This window comes from Streptomyces sp. L500 (assembly GCF_054551825.1).
Window position 1 is genome coordinate 1 of record NZ_JBTOLC010000022.1, and the last position, 21880, is coordinate 21880.

Below are 21880 nucleotides of genomic sequence, written 5' to 3' on the forward strand. Positions count from 1 at the left end.
TCTTAAGATCTTCCGGCCGCTGGGCCAGAGGGCTGATCGCCCTCACCGTGACCGCCGCATCGACGCTTGCCGCCACAGCTGCCGTGGCCGGCCCCGCCGCCGCCCAGGGCGCCACCCCCGCCGCCGACGCCAGCGCCGTTCAGGCCGGGCAGTCCTGCACGGCATCCGACCTGGGCAAGCGCCACCCGTTCATCAAGTCAACCGAAGTCGCCCCGACAATCACCCACTTCAAGGGCTGGTACGTCACCGCGGGCTCGACCGGCTACCAGAACGTCACCACCAACACCCAGACCACCATCTCGGTCTCCGTCGGCCTCAACGGCCAGATCAAGGGCGATTTCGCCGTCCAAACCCTCGGCACCGTCGGCGCGATGCTGGGCCTGAACGTACAGGTGAACTACTCCTCCACCAGCAGCGAGTCGACCTCGGTCAGCTGGAACTTCAACGACCCCGGCTACTACGGCGTCTACAAGGGCACCAAGAAGGTCACCGGCACCTACGGAAGCCTCAACTGCAACCGCGTCCAACAGGGCGACGGCAGCTGGGCGCTGAAGTGGATCGAAGGGGCCGACACCGGCAGCTACACCACCTACACCACCCTCGAAGAGGGCGCGGTGCGCTGCGAGGACAAGGTGCCCGCCAACAGCATCATGCGCAAGGCGCAGGGTCTGCTGGACTGCGGCTCCGCCACTGCCACCGCGAAGCACCCGGCAGGTCCCGTCCCCTCGGCCAAGGCCGACCAGGCCAAGCGCGACGCCGACAACGCCGCAACAGCCGCCAAGGCCGCCCAGAGCATGAAGGCCACCCGGGCCGCCAGGCCCGCCACGCGCGCCGCCCTGGACTGCCAGCCCGGTGCCTACAAGATCGACGTTCCCGGCAAGGTCCTGAACTGGAGCGCACCGCTCCTGGCCAACGACGGCATCCGCCTGCGCGAATCCAACTGGACCAGCGCCCACCTGGACAACTGGCGGCTGTGCAACGTGACAGAGAACAACGGGGTCATCGAGGCGTCCCTGTGGAACTGGGGCAACGGGGGATGCGCGACCATCCCGGCGGACATCGCCAACCTGGAGCAGGCCTACCTGACCACGGCCAACTGCGGGGAGGACGACCTCCAGCGCTTCTACATCTACCGCGACGTGCCCGGCAGCTCGAAGATCGGTCTGCAGAACAAGTACACCGGCTCCATGCTGGGCCACGACCGGTACGCGGACGGGGAGCTGATCCGCCAGTTCTCCAGCGGCAGGCAGGACGGTACGGGTACGTACACCCTGACCGGCGTCTGACAGCCCCTTCCCTGTGAGCGCGGCCCCGCACGTGAATCCCCGGCCTGCCGGTTCCGTGCGGGGCCTTCCGTGTCTCTACCCCGAGACCAGCCTTGGGGGACCGGTGCCCGTGGCCGAACGTCCCCGGTTGCATGCCGGCGACACCCTTCCAGGGCGGTTCGCGCTTCAACCCGAGTGCAGAAAAGTCGGGGACCGTCCGGCCTTGCCGCGCGGCGCCCCGGCTACTTGAGCTTGAGCTTGGTGAGGGCCGTGGTCCAGTCCGTGGCGATGGCCTGCTGGGCGTCGCGGAGCTGTACCTGGCCGGAGCAGATCGCGGTGTGGAGCTTCGACTCGACCTGGTCCTTGGGGTTGTTCGGACCGCCGCCGGGCGTGTGCCCGGGGGAGGGCGGCTCGACCCAGAGGTTGCGGGGGTCGTTGGGGTCGCCGCCGAGCTCGAGGCTGATGAGGTGGTCGTACTCGGAGTCGTGCAGGGAGTCCTTGTCGCCGTAGGAGGCCGCGTTCGCGATCTTCTCCGGGCCGGTGACCGAGACCGGCGGGCGTATGCCCTTGGTGTACCCGGACGGGTTGCAGATCGTCTGCGTGAGGTTCGACTGCGTGACGGCCGGGCTCAGAGCGCCCGGCGTGCACGCCGGGTCCGGCAGAGGCTCCTGGGCCTGGGTGTAGCGGAAGTGGCACGTGCCCGGGGCGGGCTGCTTCTGCACGGTGTACCGCGCTTGCGGTCCGGGGCCCGTCGGTATGTTCCCGTCGCTTGCCGCCGCAGTGTGGCCGGCGGGCTGCAGATTCGTTTCTGCGGATACGGCGGCGCTGGGCGACGGGCTGCTGGAGCAGCCGGCCAAGGCGAGTACGGCGAATGTGGCTGCCGGAATGTGACGACGAAGCATGGGTCCCCCCGTGAAGTGACTGATGCTGACGAAGCTATCTGTCCCACCTCGCCGAACTCGTGTCCGTGCGTGGAACTTGCACTGGGTTTGGCTCGAACTTTTATCCGGCTTGGTGCGTGCCGAGCACCGAAGGGGGCCGTTGCGCTCGGCACGCACCAAGAGAGGAAGCCGTCAGCAGCGGGCCAGGTCAACGCCGCATGGGAACGCTGCATCCACCTCGGGCTCCCCGCCGACGGTTGGGGGAGCGGAGTTGACAGTGTTGGCTGATCCTCAGTAGTCGAACGTCTCGAAGGTGACGACTGCGGTGTCCTGGCTTTCCCAGCGGACGTCAACCCTCACCTCGTCGGCCTGAAGACTGCCCGGCGGCCTGAGGATGCCGAGGGCGAGCCCCTCCTTCCGTTCCACCACGCTGTCGGATCCCACCCCGCCCGGCCTGTTCCGCTCTCCGGGGAGCGAAGCGAGCCAGGGGCGGGCATCGGCGCGCGCCATGCGGAAGGTGCCCGACTGCGTGTGGCCCGCAAGGCCGCCGATGAACTCGGTGCACCGTTGATCGCTCGCCTGGTCGGGGAGCACCCAGCCCATGGCGTACATGGCTTCCGAGTGGAGTGCTCGACGGGATCACACCGCCGTTGACGGCCCCCCGCGCGCTGGACTTCGGCGACGTCGCCGAAATCCTCAGTCGTGTCACCGGACGGACCGTCACCCGAGTCGTCATGGACGACGACGAGTGGACATCCACAGCGGTCGCCGGCGGGATGCCGCGGTCGGCCGCGGAGTTCGCGCTGACGATGTTCGCCGCGTCGCGCAACGGTGAGTTCAACGTCACCGACCCGACGCTGGAAGCCACTATTGGCCACCCTGCGAAGACCGTCCAGGAGGTCTTGGAGGCCGCCGTACGCTCCCGGTGACTGGCCGTCGGCATCTGCGGATGGCCGATCCGAGGACGTCGCTTTCGCGTCGCGAGGGACGCGGCGTCGCCGGGGCGCGCCGACGGAGTCCCGCGCCACCCACGGACACCGTGCTGCCGCTTGTCGTCGGCTTCTGCCTCGTGCGCCGGACGTGCCTCGGGCCGGAGCGAAAGGATGCTGCCGTCGGTACGCGGTGGCTTTGCGGGAGGGGTGGGCGGACATGGGCGGACGGTTCTCGTGGGGGCGGAGGCTCGGGTGTTTGGTTGCGGCGGCGCTGGCCGTGCTGGTGCACATGGCGCCCGACGCGTCGGCGCACACTTCGCACGCTGCCCATGCCGAGGCCGCTGCCGTGAGTTGCGCGGGGAGCAACACCATCTCGTTCTCGCCCGGTCTGTCGCTGCCGGCGCGGCGGACCCGGATCGGCGGCGACGGCGCGTACACGTGTCTTTCCACGGACCCGGCGCTGAGTTCCGGGGTGTCCTCGATCAGCGGTGGCGGGTGGAACGGCTACTTCTTCTCCGACGCGACCACCGCCGAGCGGATCACCTGGAACACCGGGGAGCAGACGACGGTCGTGTATCACCTGGGGAACGTGCAGCAGGTGGTCGGACAGGCGGTCGTCCTTGTTGTGGGCCGGGTGGTGAAGGGGAAGTTCAAGGGACACACGGTGGCCTCGCCAGGGCTTCAGCTCACACTCGATCCGCTGAAGTGCCTGTCGAAGCGCGGGGTGGAGCGGATCACCGGGCCGTCGACGTTGGTGATCGTCTGACCGGGCGGCGGTCGTTCTATCGCTTCACATTCGCGTCGGATGTCGTGTCAGGCGTCTTGCCATGTCTCGCGGCCGTAGCGGGTGACCAGGTCCAGCACGTACGCGGCGTCAGCACGTGTGCTGGCGGGATTGATGGTGCACATGCGAAGCACGGTGGCTCCGCGCACCGTGGTGGTGAGGAGGACGGCTTCGCCGTCGGCGCACACCCTCCGGCTGATGTGTGCCTGCGCCGCGTCGGCGTCCCAGGTCGCGGACGCGTTCCGGGGCCGGTAGCGGAAGGTGAGGATGGCGAGGCTCGGCGGCGTGACCAGCTCCAGTTCGGGGTGGGCCTCGACGAGCCCGGCGGCGTACTCGGCGAGTTCCGCGCCCTGCTCGATGGCCCGGCGGAAGGCTCCGGCGCCGAACGTCTTCAGGGAGAGCCAGAGCTTCAGGGCGCGCAGACCCCGGCTCTGCTGAGGGCCGTAATCGGAGAGGTTGATCTCCTCGCCTGGCGGGGCGGCCGGATGGGCCGGCCGGAGATACCCCTGGTCCAGGGCGTGGCGCGCCAGGCCGAAGGTCTCCGGGAGCAGTTCGGGACGCCGTAGCAGGACACAGCCGATCTCGTAGGGCTGGAACAGCCATTTGTGCGGGTCGACGGTGAGGGAGTCGGCCCGGCCGAGGGCGTTCCGCAGATGGTGACCGCGTGGGGTGCCGGCGACGGCTGCGCCGTGGGCACCGTCGACATGCAGCCACAGGCCCTCCTCCCGGCACACATCGGCTACGCGGTCGAGCGGGTCGACGGTCCCGGTGCCGGTCGTGCCGAGCGTGGCGACGACGGCGAAGGGGCGCAGCCCCGCGCGACGGTCACGGCCGACGCGCTCCGCCAGGGCGTCGGCGTCCAGGCGCAGGTCGTCGTCCGGAGGCAGGACGGTGAGCTGTTCGCGGGTGAGGCCCAGTAGGTGCGCCGCCTGTGCGACGGAAGGGTGGGCCTGGGAGGAACAGTACAGCCGGGCGTGCGGCTGCGGCCGGCCGTCGAGCCGGTGGTCACGGGCGACGGCCAGACAGGTCAGGTTGGCCGTTGAGCCGCCGCTGACGAACAGGCCGCCGTGGCCGTCCGGGAGGCCCAGGAACGCCTTGAGCCAGCGCAGGGTGGTCAGTTCGATCCGGGTGGGGCCCGCTCCGACGAGCCAGGCGCCGGGGACCGAGAGGTACGCGGAGGCCAGCGCGTCGGCGAGCACGGCCGGGAAGTTGCCGGTGGAGGGCACGAAGGCGAAGCAACGCGGGTGGTCCAGCCGGGTCGCCTCGGCGAGTGCCCGCTCGGTGACGTGGTCGAGGAGGCCGGGCAGGTCGCGCGTGCCGTGCTCGGGGAGGGGCTCGTCGAGGGCGGCCCGGAGAGCGCCGGGGGAGGGGGCATGGCAGGGTGGGCGGGAGCCGGGGGTCGTCAACCGGCCGATGACGAGGTCGATGGCGTGGCGTCCGGCCTCGCGCATCCGCCGCTCGTCCAGCCGCAGGGGCGGCAGGTCGTCCAGGTCGTCCCCGGTGCGCCGACCGTCGTTCTGCCGGGCGTTCTGGTCGTCCTTCTGGGCGTTCCGGTGGTCCTTCCGGGCGCGCCGGCCCTCCTGCTCGGCGTTCCGGCCCTCCTGCTCGGTGTGCCCGTCCTCCTCCTCGGCGTTCCGGGCGTCCTTCTCGGCGTGCCCGTCCTCCTCCGCGTCCGGGGCGAGGGCCGCGATCCAGGCCGAGGCGTCGGGCCGTAGCGGCGGGCGGGGCAGCAGTTCCGCGACCGGCCCCGGGAACTGGACGAGCGCCAGCTCCTGGCCCGCGGTGACCGGCCCGGAGCGGGCGACCGCCCACCACAGGGCCTCGTCGTCGGCCAGCCGGGACACCACAGGCGGCCCGCCGAGCGGTCCCGTCACCTTGCCACCGTCCCTGCGGTAGCGCCCCGTCAGGGGCGGGCGGCGCACCACGGCGGCTGTACGGGCGTGCACCACGAGCTGACTGTGGCGCAGGCCGGCCGGCAACCGTCCGGCTGCCGGAGGGGGCAGGACGGGGAGGAGGAAGGACAGGACGTGCAGGCCCAGGGACGGCAGCAGGCCCGTCGCGCCCTCGGCGGCCTGGACCAGCGACACCACCGTCTGGAAGCGCGGATTGACCTCGACGGCCCGCAGCCGGCCGCCGTCCTCCACCAGGTCCAGGCCGAAGGCGCCGCGGAAACCGCGTCCCCGCAGGACTTCGCCCACGCGGTACGCGGCCGCCCGGGCCTGCCCGTACAGCCCCTCGGGCAGGTCGTCCGGGCCGACGAGCTGGTTGCCGCAGTGCGCGCCCCAGGAGGCGGCCAGTTCGGGCAGCCCGACGAGCTGGTGGGAGACGGCCGAGACGACGGTCCGGTCCGGCCCGGCGCACGCGGTGACGGTCAGAGAGATCCCGGGGCAGAAGCGGCTGAGTTTGACGGGTTCGTCCGGCCAGGCTTCCAGGCGGGCCCGCAGGGCCGACGGTCCGTCGACGAGGACGGTCCCGCGGCCGAGGAGGTTGTTCTCCGCCCGCTGGACGACGGCAAGCGGCCACCGGCCGTTCCAGTACGCCTCCGCCGGCTCGCGGCCCGTCGCGGGGATCACCACGAAGGGCGGGACGGGGACGTCGGCCTCGGCGAACAGTCGCGTGGCGCTGATCTTGTCGGCGGCCCACGCCGTGACGCCGGCGTCCGGGGCCAGCAGCCGGTAGCCGTGGGTACGGGCCCAGGTACGGGCGTTGTCCCCGTGCTCGGGAGCGAAGGACACGCAGACGCGGCGTGGATCGGGCGGCGGGCACGGCTGTCGGCCGGGCGGGGGATCCGGCAACGGCTGCCACGCCGAGACCGGCTCGTGCCGGAGCCAGGGGGGCGCCGGCTGGAAGGACGCGCTCACGGCGGGGCAGTGGTCGAGCCACACGACCTCGTCGACCAGGCCGGTCAGCAGCCGCAGACCGGTCCCGGCGTCCACGCCCTCGATGTCCCCTACGCCCTCGATGTCCCCGGCGGTCCGGTGCCCGCCGGCCCGCGACGCGCCGCTCGTCCACTCACTCGCATCACTCGTATGTCGCACGGCTGCTCCTTCGCCGGGTGGTGTGCTGACGCAGGAGCGAGGCGCCGTCCGGCACGCAGCGCTCACAGATCTCGGCGTGCGCCTTCCGGTTCCGCCGCTGTGCCGACCGCAGCAGAGCCGCCTCGTGGTGGATCACGGCGAGGGAAGGCGTCAGCGGCGACAGGTTCCCCAGCGCGGCCGTCAGGGCGCGCGCCCGCTCGGTCATGACCCGGTGCTCCTGATTGAGCGTTCCGGAGAAGCCCGGTGGGGCGAACGGCGGCTCCATCGTGGGCCGTACGTCGTTCGCGTAGACGGAGGCGGGGAAGTCCGAGGCGTAGGCCATGGCGGCGGTGGCCGCGTCGTACAGCGTCCGCAACCGCTCCAGGCCGTGGCGGACGGAAGCCCACCGTGCCGCGCCCACGGCGGCCAGGGTGTCGTCGAGGGTGCTGTTCATGGTGGTCAGCAGGAGGTGGAAGAGCTGATGGCCGAGTTTCCAGCGGCGCAGTGCGTCGTGGGCCGGGCCGTCGGCGGGCTCGCCGTCGCTCGGTGCCGGGTGCCCGGTATTCGGCCCCTCCGGCGTGGATCCCGGTTCGGATCCCGGCGCGGACGTCAGCCACGCGGCCAGTGTGGTGTGGGAGGCGTGCAGCAGGCCGGTCAGGGCCGCCGCACGTTGGGAGTCGTCCAGACCGGTGTGCGGAAGGTCGGCGAGGACGGCTGCCTGGAGCCGTAGCACGCCGCGCGTCCAGGACGTCAGGTCCGGCGCGTGGCGCGCGATGTGGAAGTAGCGGTCGTAATCGGCGGTCGTGGCCGCCGGCTCCCGGGCGGGGACGCGCGAGTCGGTGGTCAGCGGCAAGGGCAGCGGGAGCGGCGGCATATCGCTGTTCATCGGCCGCGCCTCCGAGGAGCGGGCCAGGACGCCTTGGCCAGCTGCTCCACCCGCTGGTGGAGGCGTTCCAGATGCAGCTCGCTCTCCGGTTTCATCAGCACGCTGCGCAGCACGTGGGTGTCGTCGGCGTCCGCGACGGCGTCGGCGTGGCGGGCGGTGAACGCGTCGGCGGTGACACGGGCGACGCTGAGGAAGACGGGGTCCTCCTTGGCGTTCATGCCCCGGTGCATCACCTCCTCGCTCGCCAGGCCGACACGGGACAGGCGGGGTGGTGAACTCCCCGGAGAGGCCGGGTAGTACGTCACGATGTCGAGTTCGGGAGGCTGGTACGGCTCCAGGTACGGAGAGGCGCCGATCAGCTCGGACCAGCGGACGGCGGCCCGCCGCCCGGCGGCGAGCACCGCCCCGAGTCCGTCGGGGGTGAGGGGCAGCAGCTTCAACGTCAGCCACAGAGCGGCGGCGGCCGCGCCGGAGCGGGAGCATTCGAGGCTGATCTCCCCCAGGTGGGGCCGGCGGGACGTGAAGTAGGTGTAGGGCGAGTCGTGCCGGAAGAACCGGGCGACGTCCGGGTCCCCGAACAGCACCGCTCCACAACCGTACGGCTGCAGCCCGTGCTTGTGCGGATCGATCGCCACCGAATCGCACTGCGCGATCGCCCGCAGAGCGGCGGCGGTCTCCGGCGCGAGGGGTGCCCGCTGCCCGTCGGCCCTCCCGTCGGCTCTTCCTCCGGTTTCTCCGCCGGTTTCTCCGTCGGCCAGCAGCCGGAAGAAGCCGCCGTAGGCGGCGTCGGCATGGACGCGCACCCCGTAGCGGCGCGCCAGCGGGACGACGCGGTGCAGTGGATCGACGGCACCCAGAGCCGTCGTGCCCGTGGTGACGACGACCGTCCCCACGACCCCGGTGGACAGCAGCCGGTCCAGCTCGCCCAGGTCCATGCGCCCGCGGGCGTCCACCGGCACCGTGTGGACGGGGACGCCCAGCAGGTGGCACATCCGGGCGTGGGTGTAGTGCGCCTCGGCGCTGACGGCGACCGCCGTGCCGGGACGGCTCTCACGGGCGACGAACAGGGCTTCGAGGTTCGCCTGGGTGCCGCTGCTGGTCAGGTGCCCCAGATGGGCCGTGAACCCGGCCATCTCCGCGAGCCGCTCCACCACCTCCTCCTCCATGGCGGAGGTCGCCGGACCGCCGTCCAGCGCGTGGTTGTTGGAGTTGACCAGCATGGCGGCCGCATAGCCGGCGACCGCCACCGGGTGCGGCGGCTTGAGCATCTGCCCCGCGTAGCAGGGGTGGAAGAAGGGGTAGCTGCCGCGCAGCCGGGCGGTCAGCTCCTCGAACGCCACCGCGCAGGCCGCATCGTCGACCGCCATCGAGGTGTGCGTCGCGAACTCGCCGTACGTGCTCGCCCATTCCCGGAAAGCGTCGACTCCCCGCCCGAGCCAGTACCCCAGCTCCATGCCCACCCCCGGCACCGGCCCCCACTGACCCGATCACCGTAGCGGCGGAAAATCACCCCATCACGACAATCGGTGGTTATCACCTGAAAGGAGTGTGCGGGGCCGGGCCGGTGAAACGCGGTCAGAACCAGTGGAGGCAGTGCGGGGAGCGGTCGGAGCGGAAGAGAGCGTCGGCGAGGGTGGCCGCGTCCGGGTGGTGGGCGTGGATGTGCCCGGCGCGTACGAGCGTACTCGGGGCGGTGCCGCCGAGGTAGACGGAGCCCAGGTCCCGCACGTCCAGGGACAGGTCGGGCTCCCGGTCCGTCGGGACGCAGTCGGCCTTGCCGTCCCGGACGGTCAGCAGGTAGCGGCCGTGTTCTCCGGAGGAGGGGCCGCCGAGGAACGGGTCGTCGACGTCGAGGACGAGCTCGCCGTCCGTGAACCAGCCGCGCGCGGTCAGCGCGCGCGGGACGTCCAGCAGCCGCACCCAGAGCCAGTCGGTGTCGTCGCCGACCTGCCCGGCGCGGAAGTCGGCGAGCTGCCAGCGCAGCGGGTGCTCGGGCGGGAAGTGCTGGAACTCGACCTGGGTGACCAGGTCGTGGCCGAGGACGAACCGGGCGAGGTCCGTGATGACGGCGTCGTCGGTGGCGATGGTCTCGTCGACCTTCAGGATGCCGGACTCGACCCGATAGCTGGCGTAACCGTCCGGGACGCCCTCGGCGTCCCGGTGGACGGCGATGTAGCGCGGCGCCGGCGAGATCGGCGGCCGCCCCGCGCGCGAGGCCCACCAGCGGTGCGGCCGGGACAGCGCGCCGGGCTGGGCGCGGCGGTACCGGTCGTAGACCTCTTCCAGGATCTCGCCGCACTCGGCACGCCGCAGCACCTCGACCGAGCCGGTGCCCGAGCCGGCGGTCCCGCACGCCCGGGGGAGGGCGAAGGCGGCCCGCGAGCGTGACACCGTCAGCTGCCGCGTGTACGTCGCCGGTCCGTAGCCGAACCTGCCGTAGATCGGGAACTCGGAGGCCAGTAGCACGGAGAGGAACTCCCCGCGCGCCCGGAGCCCGGCGAGCTGATGCCGCATCATCGCGCTGAGGACGCCCCGGCGTCGGTGCGAGGGCAGGACGCCGACGAAGCTCACCCCGGCGGCCGGGGCGAGGACCTCGCCGGGCAGGGTGAGCTCGAAGGAGTACGCGCCGGCGGTGCCGACGGGCCGCCCGTCCGCCGTCAGGGCGAGCAGGCAGCGGTCCGTTTCGAGCGCCGACCACCAGAGCCCGCCGTCCTCGGCCGGGGTTTCCGGGAAGTTCCCGAACGCGGCGTGCAGGGTGTCGACGAAGACGTCGAGATCCTTGTCGGTCGCGGGACGGATCTCCATCGGTGCCGCTGCCTCCCCGTGATACCGGCACCACGACACGTGGTGCCCCGCTCACAGTGCAGCGTCGGACTGTCGCCCGGTCAATCGGATTACGGCCGGGCCCGCGACCGACCTCGACCGAGGTCCTCGGAAGTGGCTGGTTATGATCGGCACCCACTCCGCAATGACCGGCCGTGTTTGACGAGGACTGATGACCCCCACAGGATCCGAGGACCCGGGCGAGCCGGTACCGAGAAGCCGACGACGACGGCCCGTGCGCCTGCGCACCCTGCTCGTCTGGCTCGCGGTGGTGCCCACCGTGGCGATGGGCGTCCAGGTCGTCATCAGCTCCGACCGGTCGGTGCAGGAGTCCCGGCACCTGCGCAAGGACGTGGTGGCCGGCCGGCAGACCGGCGTGCCCCTGTACCGGCTCATGACCACTCTGCAGGCCGAGCGCGCGGTCACCGCCGCCTGGTGGTCGGGCATGCCCGTCACCGGGACCGAGCTGCGCGGCCGCCGGGACGACACCGACCGGGCCGTGGCCGGGTTCCTGAAGTCCTCGGACCCCGACCAGCTCCACACCGACCGGGCGAAGGACCGTCTCCGCGACGTCACGCGGCGACTGGCCGACCTGGGCGCCCAGCGCGAACGCGCCGACGCGCGCCACGGCAGCCCGGACGACGCCGTCGACTTCTACACCGACGTGATCAGCGGAACGATTCGCTGCTACGGGGATTTCAGCCACGTCGACGACGGCGGGCTCACCCAGGAGACGACGTCGCTCGTGGCCCTGTTCTCGGCGGCGGAGGTGGTGGCCCGCGAGGACGCCATCCTCGCGCTGGCGGGCCCCTCCGGAAAGCTGACGTCCGCCAGGTTCGGCGAATTCGTCGAAGCCGTCGGTGCGAGCGACTACTTGTACGACACGATCGCCCAGGATCTGCCCCTCGACGACCAGGACGCCCTCCAGCGGATCCTCACCTCGAACGCCTGGCAGATCAAGTCCCGCATCGAGAAGGCGGTCGTCTCCGACCACCGGGACGTCTCCTCCGGCGTCGTCCTGCCGCCGGACGTCGGCGACTGGCGGGCGGCCTACAGCACCTTCTCCGCCCAGCTGAACACCCTCGACGAGAGCGAGCTGCACGAGCTGCTGGCCCACGCCGACGACCGGGCGGCACAGCTGGAGGACCAGGTCGTCCTGCTGGTGGCCGCCGGCGGTGTCGCGCTCCTGCTGGTCGTCGCCGTCGTGGTCCTCACCACGCGTTCGGTCCTGCGCCGCCTGCGCTCGCTCCACGACCGCACGGTGGCGGTCGCCGAGAAGACCCTGCCGGACGTCGTGGACCGCCTCCAGCGCGGGGAGGACGTCGGCACCGACGCGCTGCCGCGCCCGAGGGGCGAACAGGACGAGGTCGGGCGGATCAGCGACGCCTTCGCCCGCGTCGTCGCCGTGTCCGTCGAGGGCCACCGGAAGCTCGCCGACGAGCGGCACGGCTTCAGCGTGTTCGCCTCCGGCATCGCCGCGCGGACCGGGAACCTGGTCAGCCGGCAGCTCGCCCTCACCGAGCACATCCAGGACGCCTTCGGCCAGGACGAGGCGCTCCTCGCCGACCTCATGAGGTCCGATCAGCTCACGGTGGGCATGCGGCGGCAGATCGAGAACCTGCTCATCCTGGCGGGCGGCGAGATCCCCGACCCCCACATGGAGCCCATGCGCGTAGCCGACCTGCTGCGGGAGGCGGCCGCCGAGGTCGAGGACTTCCGGCGCATCGACCGGCACGCCATGGACGAGACCAGTGTCGAGGCCGAGGTGATCAGCCAGCTCAGCCACCTCCTGGCGGAGCTGCTGGACAACGCCACGCGCTTCTCCCCGCCGACGTCCAGGGTCACCATCCGGTCCGAACTGGTCGGCGACGGCCTCTGCGTCGAGATCGAGGACCGCGGCCCGCGCGTGACCGCCGAGAGGTACGAGGAGATGAACGGCCGGCTGCACTCGGCGCCGCCGTACTCCGTACTGGCCCGCAACGCCCACCGGCTCGGCCTCTTCGTGGTCGGCCACCTCGCCGACCAGCTCGGGGCGACGGTCACGCTGCGCCGGTCGGCGTTCGGCGGAACGTCCGCCGTGGTGATCGTCCCGGGTGAGCACCTCGTGCCGACCCGGGAGGGCACCCCGGTGCCCGGGCCGGTCGAGGTGCCCGAGCCGGTCGGGGATCCCGCGCCGCGACCCGCCGACGAGCGGCGGCCGAGGCTCGTCGCGCCGCGCGGGACCGATGACCCGGATCCGGCGGACGGGCCCGCGCCCGGCACCCCGGGACTGCCGCGCCGCGTACGCAAGGAGCAGGTGCGGCAGTCGGGGAACACCGCGCCGGAGGCCCCGGCCCGCTCCGGCGCCGAGGGCGCAACCGGCGCCGGCCGGCCCGCCCTCCCCGAACGCGTCCCGCAGACCCACCTGGCCCGGCGGCTCCGCGAGCCGCGTACGGCCGAACCGGTGGGCCAGGACGCCGCCACGCCCGAAGAGGTGGCCGACGCCTGGGCGGACTACGAAGACGGCACCAGGCAAGTGGAACACGAGCTCCGACAGGAAAAGCCATGACGACGACACAGAACGATGCGATCTACAGCATCCTGGACAACAACCTGAGCAGGATCGCGGGGATACAGGGAGCCGTGCTCCTCTCCAACGACGGTCTCAAGCTCAGCGCCTACATGCTGGAGCGGGACCAGGCCGAACGGGTCGCCGCGGCGGCCTCCGGCATCGCCTCCACCATGAAGGCCATCTCGCGGGAGATCGACGGCGGGGGAGTGATCCGCCAGCTCGTCGAGATGGACGACCGGTACCTGTGCATCGTCGGCTGCGGATCGGGCAGCACGCTGATCGTCGTGGCCTCCCGCAAGGCGCGGCTCGGGGAACTGGGCGGCGAGACGGTCCGCGCCGCGCAGGCGCTCGGCGAGTGGCTGGGCACCCCCGAGCGCGCACAGACGCCCACGGCCTGATGGCGGCCGACCCCCGGCCCGGACGGCGCCGCCGGACGCGGCTGTACGCCCTCACCGACGGGCGTACGGCCGCGTCCCGGCACGGCCTGACGATGGACACCGTGATCACGGCGGCCGCCGACGCCGGCGACGGTCACGGCAGCCTGCCCACGGAGTGGCAGGAGATCCTCACCATGTGCCCGTCGCCGAACGGGCGGGCGGTCGCCGAGATCGCCGCCCGGATGGGGATGCGGCTGACCCCCATGGTGGTCCTGCTCGGCGAGTTGCTGGAGCGCGGCCTGATCCGCCACCGGCCGCCGCTGGACGCCTCCGAGACCTCCAACGTTCACCTGCTCATGAAAATCAGGGACAACCTTGCCCGGCTTTGACACCGACGACGACACCACCGCCGCACCGGAAGCCTCCCCCGTCAAGATCCTCGTGGCCGGGGGCTTCGGGGTCGGCAAGACGACCCTGGTCGAAGCGATATCCGAGATCGATCCGCTGCGCACCGAGGAGCGGCTGACGTCCGCGGGCGTCGGCGTCGACGACCTCGACGGCATCGAGAACAAGACGGCGACCACGGTCGCCATGGACTTCGGCCGGATCACCCTCACCGACGCCGGAGTGGCCCTGTACCTCTTCGGCACACCGGGCCAGGAACGCTTCTGGTTCATGTGGGACGACCTGCTGCGCGGGGCGCTCGGGGCGATCGTCCTCGTCGACACCCGGAGGCTGGACCGCGGCTTCCCCGCCATCGACTTCTTCGAGAACCGCGGGCTGCCGTTCGTCGTCGGCGCGAACTGCTTCGACGGCGAACAGCCGTACACCGCCGAGGAGATCAAGTCGGCCCTCCACCTGACGGATCCCGACACCCCCGTCCTCCTGCTCGACGCCCGCTCCCGGGAAGACGTCCGGGGCTGCCTGCTCTCGCTGCTGGAACGGCTCATCACCCAGGCGCGCGTCCCCGCGCCCGTCTGATCGCGTACCTCCGACGCCGACGGCGAGGTGTCATCGTGGCCCTGTTGACCCCTCGTCGGACCGCCCCCTAGCCTTGCTCGGGTGTGTCGAAACCGAATTCGGCCAACACTCGTGCCCGGCGCAGCAGTTCGACTGCGTTCGAGACCCCGGCACTGAACGCGCGCGACGTTCCACTCCCGGTGACTGTCCCAGGCCGTGGCCCGCGGCGGCCCCTCGCGACAGCGCCGCCCCCACCGCCGAAGGAGAATCGGCATGGACGCTGAGCCCATCGCTCTAGTAGGGATCGGTTGCACGCTGCCCGGGAACGTCCACGGGCTGGAGGACATCCACACCGTTCTGCGCGAAGGACGGGACTGCATCGAGGAGATCCCGCCCAGCCGGTGGGACGTCGACGAACTCTACGACTCCGACCCCCTGACCCCGGGGAAGACCTATGTCCGCCACGGCGGGTTCGTCGACGACCCCGACCGTTTCGACGCGGCGTTCTTCGGGATCTCGGACGCCGAGGCGGTCCGGATGGACCCGCAGCAGCGGCTCCTCCTGCAGACCGTGTGGCACGCCCTGGAGCACGCCGGGCAGAACCCCGAGGACATCCGGGGAAGCGACACCGGCGTCTTCGTCGCGATGATGAACAGCAACAACTACGGAGTGCTCAAGCACGACATCGGCGGCCTCGCCGGGGTCACGGCCTATGACTCGATGGCCGACGAGATCAGCATCAGCGCCGGCCGCATCGCCCACTTCCTCGATCTGAAGGGGCCGTGCCTCACGGTCGACACCGCCTGCTCCGGGTCGCTGACCGCCCTGCACCTGGCCCGGCAGTCCATCCTCACCGGCGAGTGCGACTCCGCCGTCGTCGCCGGCATCAATCTGATCCTCACGCCCGAAGTGCACATCTCCTTCTGCAAGCTGGGCCTGTTCTCCCGCAGCGGCGAGTGCCGGGCGTTCGACGCGAAGGCGGACGGCTACGTCCGCAGCGAGGGCTGTGTGGCCGCGCTGGTGCGCCGCCAGTCGCTCGCCGAGGAGCGCGGCGACCCCATCCTGGCCAGTGTCGTCGGCACGGCGATCAACCATGACGGACGCACCCCCGCGCTGACCGCGCCCAACGGCCGGACCCAGGAGCAGGTGATCCGCACGGTGCTCTCCCGCACCGGCGTCGACCCCGCCCAGGTCGACTACGTCGAGGCGCACGGCACCGGGACGCCCGTCGGCGACCCCATCGAGATGAACGCCATCGCCGGCGCCTACGGCCACGCCCACACCCCGGACCGACCGCTCTACGTCGGGTCGGTGAAGACCAACTTCGGGCACACCGAGGCCGCCGCGGGGCTCCTCGGCGTCGTCAAGGCCGCCCTCTCCCTCCACCACGAGACCATCTACCCCAGCATCCACCTCGACCGGCTCAACCCCAAGATCGCCCTGAACGGCGCCGCGGTGGAGGTCCCCGGGGAGCCCGTGCCCTGGCCCCGGGGGAGCACCCCGCGCCTGGCCGCCGTCAACTCCTTCGGCTACAGCGGCACCAACGCCCACGCGATCCTGCGCGAGGCGCCGCGCCCCACGTCGCGTACCGAGGAGGCCGGGCCGCGCCCCGCCGAGCTGCTGGTCCTGTCGGCCAAGTCCCCCGAGAGCCTGGACGGTCTCGCGGAGCGCTGGGCCGAGCACCTCTCCCGCAGCGACCAGAACGCCCTGCCGGCGGCCGTGTTCACCGCCGCCGCCGGGCGCGCCACGCTCCGCCACCGCCTCGCGGTCACCGGGCGGGGCCCCGTCGGCATCGCCAACGACCTGCGGCTGTGGCGCACCCGCCGCACGCCCCCGTCGGTCACCAGCGGCCATCCGGCCAAGCCCGCCAGGACGGCCTTCGTCTTCACCGGCCAGGGCGTGCAGTACCCCGGCATGGCCAAGGAACTGTACGCGCACGAACCGGAGTTCGCCGCCGCGATCGACCGCTGCGCCGAAGTGCTCGACGAGGAACTTCCCGTGCCGCTGCGGCGGCTCCTCTTCGAGGACCGGGCCCCGGAGGCCCTCGACGACACCCGCCTGGCCCAGCCGGCGCTCTTCGCCGTCGAGTACGCGCTCGCCACGCTGCTGCGCTCCTGGGGAATCGTCCCGGACGCGGTCGTCGGGCACAGCATCGGCGAGATCGTCGCCGCGTGCGTCGCCGGCATGCTCCCGCTGGAGGACGCGGCCCGGTTCAGCGCGCTGCGCGGACGCCTCATGGGCGAACTGCCGCGCGACGGCCTGATGCTGGCCGTCGCCGCCGACCCGGAGACCGTCCTGGGCTGGCTGTCGGGGCGGGAGGACGACGTCTCCGTCGCCGCGGTCAACGGCCCGCGCGCCGTGGTCGTCTCCGGCGGCGCGGAGGCCGTGGACGAGGTGGCGCGGCTCGCCGGGGCCCAGGGCGTCCGGACGACCCGGCTGCGCACGTCGCACGCCTTCCACTCGCCGCTGATGGACCCGGTCCTGCCCGAGCTGGGGAAGGCCGCCACCGCCCTCCGCACGGCCGCCCCCACCGTGCCGGTGATCTCCAATGTGACGGGAGAGGCGCTGACCGGGGCCGAGGGACCCGAGTACTGGAGCCAGCAGGTCCGGCGCCCGGTCCGGTTCCACGACGCCATGCGCGCGGTGGCCGCGCTCGGCTGCACCGCGGTCGTCGAGATCGGCCCGCACCCCGCCCTGGCGGCGTACGTCCCGGAGGCGTTCGGCACCACCGACGTGACGGTGATCCCGACCCTGCGGCGGGACGGGCGGGACGTGCGCAACGTTCTCGCCGCCGCGGGCTCCCTGTTCACGGCGGGTGCCGCCGTCGACCTGCCCGCGCTGTACCGCGGCCCGGGCCACCGGCGTACCTCCTCCGCCCCGCAGTACCCCTTCCGCAAGGACCGGTACTGGGTGACGCCCGCGCCGGACGCCGGCCGCGACGAGCCGAGGGCACCGGAACGGAGCCGACGGACACCGGCCCCGGCCGAGCCACGGCCCGCCACCCGGACCGTCCACCGGCACGAGGTACGACCGGGCACGCCATGGGTGGACCACCGCATCCTCGGCTCGACCGTCTTCCCCGCCACCGGCTACCTGGAACTGGCCGTCGACGCCTACGCCGCCGACGGCCACGGCTCCGCGCCCGTCGAGCTGACCGGCGTCGACTTCGTCCGGCCGCTCCTCCTGGCCCCGGCCCGGCCCACCGGCGTCCAGGTGGAACTGGAGGACGACGGGCCCGCCACCGGCGGCCGATTCCGGTTCACCGTCGCCGGAAGCGACGGCGACGGCCCGCCCCGGTACTGCCGGGGGAACATCGGCCCGGCTCCCGGGCAGGCCCGGCCGGGAACGCCCCCGGAGGAGCTGCGCGCGGCCATGCCCACGACCCTCGCGCCCGGCCGGCTCTACGGGCTGCTGCGGGAGGACGGCATGGAGTACGGCGCGAGCTTCTCCACCGTCCGCGAGGTGTGGCTCGACGAGGCGGGCGGTCAGGCACTCGGCCGGATCACCGCCACGCCCGACGTCACGTCCCGCGTCGGCCACGGGCACAGCTTCGCCACCATGCTCGACGGCTGCCTCCACCTGACCGCCGCCGCGGCCCGCGAGGGCGCGCCCAGGGGCACCTACATCCCGGTCGGCATCGGCCGGATGGTGCTGCGCGGGCCCCTGCCCGAGCAGATCTGGGGCCACGTCCGCCTGCGCCCCAACGACACCGGGACGGCCTTCACGGCCCACCTGAGCGTCCTCGACGACACCGGCGCCGTCCTCGCGGACCTGGAGGACGTGGAGTTCCGGCGGATCGCCTCGCTCACCGACACCTCGGCGGTCCCGGCCCCGTCGGCCGACCGCTCCCGGGAGGACGGCGACTCGCGGCAGGAACTGCGCGAGCGCGTGGAGGCCCTGCCCGCCGAGGAGCGCCGGCAGGCGGTCATCGGCTGGCTCACCGACGAGATCACCGACACTCTCGGGCGGATGTCGGTCGAGCTGGAGATCGACATCGACAGTCTCGACCCCTCCCTGGCCCTGCTGGAGGTCGGCCTGGACTCGTTGAGCATCACCGAACTCCAGCGGCGGATCCAGGAGAAGCTCGACTTCCGCTTCAAGGCGATGGAGGCACTGGAGTACCAGAGCATCGAGGAACTGGCGGACTACCTGCTCCACCAGGTGATCCTCGCGGACCCCACGGGCTCCTGACGCAGATCCCACCCAGAGGGGAAGTGCAAGCGATCGTGTTATCCCCCGACTACGTCAACAACTACATCGACACCCACTTGGGCGAACGACAGGTCAACAAGATCCAGCACAGCTTCCCGTCGCCGCGGTTCTGGAACGAGACGGACGTGCCGCTCGACGAGATCGGCGAGGACCGCCGCCGGCTGCGCGAAACGGCCGGCACGGCACCGGTGTTCCTGTACATCGGCGTCCCGTACTGCATCAAGACCGACCCCGGGAAGTGCGGGTACTGCCTGTTCCCCGTCGAGGAGTTCCAGGGCAACGCCGCCCTCGAGAACTACTACGGCTACGTGGAACGCGAAGCCGAGATGTACCGGGAACAGATGGAGGGCAGCCTCCTCGTCGGCGCGTACTTCGGCGGGGGCACCTCGAACCTCTACAAGGCCCCCGTCTACCACCGCATCATGGACACCGTGCGCCGCCTCTTCCCCGAGATCTCGAAGGAGGCGGACCTCACCCTGGAGGGCATCCCCCAGCTCTTCACCCGGGAGAAGATGCAGGCCATCCGCGACTCCGGGATGAACCGCATCAGCATGGGCGTCCAGCAGATCAACGAACGCCTCAACAGCTTCAGCGGACGCAAGCAGACCACCAAGCACGTCATCCAGAGCCTGGAGTGGGCCCGCGAGCTCGGCCTGTCCGCCAACGTCGACCTCATCTTCGGCTGGCCCCAGCAGACCGTCGACACCCTGCTGGAGGACCTGGAGACCCTGGTCTCCTGGGACGTGTACGACATCACCCACTACGAGCTGAACGTCGGCGGCCCGACCGACTTCGCGCTCAACCGCTACCACGAGCTGCCCAGCACCCTGGCCAACCTGGAGCTGTACCGCGCGGGGCGGGACTTCCTCCTCGACCACGGCTACGAGCAGCTCTCGACGTACAACTTCCGCCGCCCCGGCGACCCCACCGCCCGGGACTTCCGCGAGGGATACACCACCCGCTTCGACCACGTGGACTCCCTCGGCCTCGGCTACGCCGCGATCACCTTCTTCGGCAACCCCATGCTCGAACCCGGCCGCTCCTGGTCGTTCATCAACCAGCGCAGCCTCGCCCAGTACAAGGCGGCGGTCGACAACGGCCGGTTCCCCGTCGAACGGGGCTTCCGGCACAGCCCCGAGGACTGGCTGCTCATGGTGCTCTTCCGCAGCCTCATCAGCACCGAGATCGACCGGGTCCAGTACCGCGCCGCCTTCGGCCTCGACATCCACGAGAAGTTCGCCACCATCTGGGACGCCCTGGCCCAGCGGGGCTACGCCGAGATCACCCCCGAACGCATCAAGCTCGTCGGCGACGGCGCGTTCTACGCCCCCATGATCTCCGCCCTGGTCGCCGAGGAACGCTACCGGGAGCTGCGCGAGGAGGCCGCGCGGCGCAAGAAGGAGTCCCGTCCGAACCTGCCGCTGGTCCGGAGCGACCAGTGACGGACGACCTTCCCCTGGCGGACAAGGGCCTCGTCGTCACCGGCGGTTCGCGCGGCATCGGGGCCGCGGTGGTGAGGCTGGCGCTGGCGCAGGGCGCCGACGTCGTCTTCGGCTACCACAGCGACGAGAAACGGGCCCAGGCCCTGGCCGACGAGCTGAGCGCCGCCCACCCGGGGCGGCGCTGCGTCCCGCTCCGGGCCGACGTCTCCGACACCGCGGAGGCCCGGCGCTTCGCCACCGAGGCCCTGGACCGCCTGGAACGCTTCGACGTCCTCGTCAACAACGCCGGAGTCACCCGCGACACGCTGTTCGCCCGCATGGCCCCGGAACAGTGGCACGAGGTCATCGGCACCAACCTCGACAGCATGTACACCGTCACCAGGCCGCTGCTCATGCCGCTCGTGAAGCAGCGCGGCGGCGCCATCGTCAACATCGCCTCGACCTCCGGGCTCCACGGCATCCCCGGCCAGACGGCCTACTCGGCCGCCAAGGCCGGGGTCATCGGCTTCACCAAGGCGCTGGCGAAGGAGATCGGCGCCCGCGGCGTGACCGTCAACGCGGTCGCCCCCGGGCTCATCGAGACCGACATGACCGCCGAGATGCCCGAGGGCAAGGCCGAGTTCCTCAAGTCGCTGATCCCCGGCCACGCCTTCGGCACCCCAAAGGACGTGGCCCACCTGGTGTGCTTCCTCGCGTCCGACCGGGCGCGCTACATCACCGGACAGGCCATCGAGATCTCCGGGGGGCTGGTGGTGTAGACATACAGGACCGAAGGGCGCGGCCCCTCAACCGGCCGCGCCCCGCTCGGCGGCCACCCGCAGCAGGCCCTCCTGGGCGAGGGTGGCCACCAGGGTCCCGTCACGGGTGAACACACTGCCCAGGACCAGCCCCCGCCCGCCGGAGGCCACAGGCGTCCGGTGGGCGCACAACAGCCAGTCGTCCGCGCGGAAAGGGCGATGGATCCACACCGTGTAGTCGACGCTCCGGGCACTGGCGTGGAACCACGAGACGCCGTGCCGCACCACGACCGTCTCCAGCATGGTGACGTCGCAGACGTACACCAGCAGGCAGGCGTGGAGCAGCCGTTCGCGGCCGGCGCCCGCCACGTCCGGCAGCTCGCCCCTGGCCCGCACCCACACCAGCGTGCCGGGGGAGGCCAGCGCCGGGTCCTTCTCCGCGTCGAAGCTCAACGGCCCGACGAAGCGCAGGTCGTACGGCATCCCGAGGGGCTGCATCACCTCGCCGAACGCCGTCGTCAGCCGCTCCTCGTAGGTCGGCAGCTCCTCCGGGCCGGGGACGGACGGCATCGCGTCCTGGTGGTCGAGGCCCGGCTCGGGGCGGTGGAAGGAGGCGGTCATGGCGAACACCTCCCGGCCGCGCTGGGCCGCCGTGACCCGGCGGAGCGCGAACGCGGTGCTGTCCTTCACCCGCTCCACCCGGTGGCCGAAGGGCACGGCCGGCACGGCGGGCCGGACGAAGGAACAGTGCACGGAGTGCACGGGCAGCCCCTCGGCGACCGTGCGCCCGGCGGCGGCCAGCGCCTGCGCGGCCAGATGCCCCCCGTACACCGGGGAGGACAGCTCCAGGGGAGGCCGCCCGAGGAAGAGCTCCCCGTCGCCCGGACCGGCCGCCGGGTCGAGAGCGAACAGCTCCCGCAGTGCGTGTCGCTGATCCATGGGCCCCACTTCGCCTCGGGTCACCGCGTAAGGGCCAAGTATCACCACCACCGCCCGGGCCATCAACCGGAACG

At 71.9% G+C, this 21880-nt stretch carries 17 protein-coding genes; 10 read left to right on the forward strand and 7 right to left on the reverse strand.

Translation table 11 applies throughout. From position 1 onward, the window contains the following. The first annotated feature begins 47 nt into the window (after positions 1–47). Complete coding sequence (locus tag ACX9I7_RS20445) at positions 48–1286, forward strand: hypothetical protein (protein ID WP_459388115.1); 1239 nt, start codon at positions 48–50, stop codon at positions 1284–1286. Positions 1287–1507: 221 nt separating this feature from the next. On the opposite strand, the gene ACX9I7_RS20450 is transcribed toward ACX9I7_RS20445, so the two are convergent. Continuing rightward, positions 1508–1987, reverse strand: a complete 480-nt coding sequence (locus tag ACX9I7_RS20450) for a hypothetical protein (RefSeq protein ID WP_387570623.1) — start codon at positions 1985–1987, stop codon at positions 1508–1510. Between the two features lie 450 nt (positions 1988–2437). Further along, complete coding sequence (locus ACX9I7_RS20455; protein ID WP_459388116.1) at positions 2438–2758, reverse strand: hypothetical protein; 321 nt, start codon at positions 2756–2758, stop codon at positions 2438–2440. Between the two features lie 38 nt (positions 2759–2796). Between ACX9I7_RS20455 and ACX9I7_RS20460 the strand changes: the two genes are divergently transcribed. Both ACX9I7_RS20460 and ACX9I7_RS20465 read left to right on the forward strand, forming a co-directional pair. Further along, positions 2797–3075, forward strand: coding sequence for a Rossmann-fold NAD(P)-binding domain-containing protein (locus tag ACX9I7_RS20460; RefSeq protein WP_387570628.1), 279 nt, complete (start codon positions 2797–2799; stop codon positions 3073–3075). Between the two features lie 259 nt (positions 3076–3334). Then, complete coding sequence (locus ACX9I7_RS20465) at positions 3335–3844, forward strand: hypothetical protein (protein ID WP_459388117.1); 510 nt, start codon at positions 3335–3337, stop codon at positions 3842–3844. Positions 3845–3891: 47 nt separating this feature from the next. Here the strand turns inward: ACX9I7_RS20465 and ACX9I7_RS20470 are convergent, their stop codons facing one another. The 4 genes from ACX9I7_RS20470 to ACX9I7_RS20485 all read right to left on the reverse strand — a co-directional run bounded on the left by ACX9I7_RS20470 (position 3892) and on the right by ACX9I7_RS20485 (position 10570). Next, the gene (locus ACX9I7_RS20470) at positions 3892–6900 is read right to left on the reverse strand and encodes an aminotransferase class V-fold PLP-dependent enzyme (RefSeq protein ID WP_459388118.1); all 3009 of its coding nucleotides are present in this window, start codon (positions 6898–6900) and stop codon (positions 3892–3894) included. Then, positions 6884–7765: a hypothetical protein gene (locus tag ACX9I7_RS20475; RefSeq protein ID WP_459388119.1), complete on the reverse strand. Its 882-nt coding sequence runs from the start codon at positions 7763–7765 to the stop codon at positions 6884–6886. Before ACX9I7_RS20475 ends, ACX9I7_RS20470 begins: the two co-directional genes overlap by 17 nt. Beyond that, complete coding sequence (locus ACX9I7_RS20480) at positions 7762–9219, reverse strand: pyridoxal phosphate-dependent decarboxylase family protein (protein ID WP_459388120.1); 1458 nt, start codon at positions 9217–9219, stop codon at positions 7762–7764. The genes ACX9I7_RS20475 and ACX9I7_RS20480 overlap by 4 nt, the downstream gene beginning before the upstream one ends. Positions 9220–9340: 121 nt before the next feature. Further along, positions 9341–10570 carry a GNAT family N-acetyltransferase gene (locus ACX9I7_RS20485; RefSeq protein WP_459388121.1) on the reverse strand — a complete coding sequence of 410 codons (1230 nt, stop codon included), beginning with the start codon at positions 10568–10570 and terminating at the stop codon, positions 9341–9343. 190 nt (positions 10571–10760) lie between these two features. Here ACX9I7_RS20485 and ACX9I7_RS20490 point away from each other — a divergent pair, with 190 nt between their 5' ends. From ACX9I7_RS20490 to ACX9I7_RS20520, 7 genes are all read left to right on the forward strand, one after another. After that, positions 10761–13136, forward strand: coding sequence for a sensor histidine kinase (locus tag ACX9I7_RS20490; protein ID WP_459388122.1), 2376 nt, complete (start codon positions 10761–10763; stop codon positions 13134–13136). Next, a complete protein-coding gene (locus ACX9I7_RS20495; RefSeq protein WP_126918417.1) occupies positions 13133–13537 on the forward strand; it encodes a roadblock/LC7 domain-containing protein in 405 nt (134 codons plus the stop codon). The genes ACX9I7_RS20490 and ACX9I7_RS20495 overlap by 4 nt, the downstream gene beginning before the upstream one ends. Next, the gene (locus ACX9I7_RS20500; RefSeq protein WP_358219311.1) at positions 13537–13905 is read left to right on the forward strand and encodes a DUF742 domain-containing protein; all 369 of its coding nucleotides are present in this window, start codon (positions 13537–13539) and stop codon (positions 13903–13905) included. The genes ACX9I7_RS20495 and ACX9I7_RS20500 overlap by 1 nt, the downstream gene beginning before the upstream one ends. Continuing rightward, positions 13892–14497: a GTP-binding protein gene (locus ACX9I7_RS20505; RefSeq protein ID WP_387570651.1), complete on the forward strand. Its 606-nt coding sequence runs from the start codon at positions 13892–13894 to the stop codon at positions 14495–14497. The genes ACX9I7_RS20500 and ACX9I7_RS20505 overlap by 14 nt, the downstream gene beginning before the upstream one ends. Before the next feature lie 252 nt (positions 14498–14749). Beyond that, on the forward strand, positions 14750–18667 hold the full coding sequence (locus ACX9I7_RS20510) for a type I polyketide synthase (RefSeq protein WP_459388123.1): 3918 nt from the start codon (positions 14750–14752) through the stop codon (positions 18665–18667). 35 nt (positions 18668–18702) lie between these two features. Continuing rightward, on the forward strand, positions 18703–20130 hold the full coding sequence (locus ACX9I7_RS20515; protein ID WP_459388124.1) for a coproporphyrinogen-III oxidase family protein: 1428 nt from the start codon (positions 18703–18705) through the stop codon (positions 20128–20130). Continuing rightward, a complete protein-coding gene (locus ACX9I7_RS20520; RefSeq protein WP_459388125.1) occupies positions 20127–20888 on the forward strand; it encodes an SDR family oxidoreductase in 762 nt (253 codons plus the stop codon). Before ACX9I7_RS20515 ends, ACX9I7_RS20520 begins: the two co-directional genes overlap by 4 nt. A gap of 27 nt (positions 20889–20915) precedes the next feature. Here ACX9I7_RS20520 and ACX9I7_RS20525 read toward each other — a convergent pair whose 3' ends face one another. Continuing rightward, complete coding sequence (locus ACX9I7_RS20525; protein ID WP_459388126.1) at positions 20916–21806, reverse strand: acyl-CoA thioesterase; 891 nt, start codon at positions 21804–21806, stop codon at positions 20916–20918. Positions 21807–21880 lie beyond the last annotated feature (74 nt).

Excerpts from the sequence above, each read along its gene's own strand:
- ACX9I7_RS20455 (WP_459388116.1), bottom strand. The coding sequence starts at position 2,758 with ATGTACGCCATGGGCTGGGTGCTCCCCGACCAGGCGAGCGATCAACGG.
- ACX9I7_RS20475 (WP_459388119.1), bottom strand. The coding sequence starts at position 7,765 with ATGAACAGCGATATGCCGCCGCTCCCGCTGCCCTTGCCGCTGACCACC.
- ACX9I7_RS20480 (WP_459388120.1), bottom strand. The coding sequence starts at position 9,219 with ATGGAGCTGGGGTACTGGCTCGGGCGGGGAGTCGACGCTTTCCGGGAA.
- ACX9I7_RS20485 (WP_459388121.1), bottom strand. The coding sequence starts at position 10,570 with ATGGAGATCCGTCCCGCGACCGACAAGGATCTCGACGTCTTCGTCGAC.
- ACX9I7_RS20490 (WP_459388122.1), top strand. The coding sequence starts at position 10,761 with ATGACCCCCACAGGATCCGAGGACCCGGGCGAGCCGGTACCGAGAAGC.
- ACX9I7_RS20495 (WP_126918417.1), top strand. The coding sequence starts at position 13,133 with ATGACGACGACACAGAACGATGCGATCTACAGCATCCTGGACAACAAC.
- ACX9I7_RS20500 (WP_358219311.1), top strand. The coding sequence starts at position 13,537 with ATGGCGGCCGACCCCCGGCCCGGACGGCGCCGCCGGACGCGGCTGTAC.
- ACX9I7_RS20510 (WP_459388123.1), top strand. The coding sequence starts at position 14,750 with ATGGACGCTGAGCCCATCGCTCTAGTAGGGATCGGTTGCACGCTGCCC.
- ACX9I7_RS20525 (WP_459388126.1), bottom strand. The coding sequence starts at position 21,806 with ATGGATCAGCGACACGCACTGCGGGAGCTGTTCGCTCTCGACCCGGCG.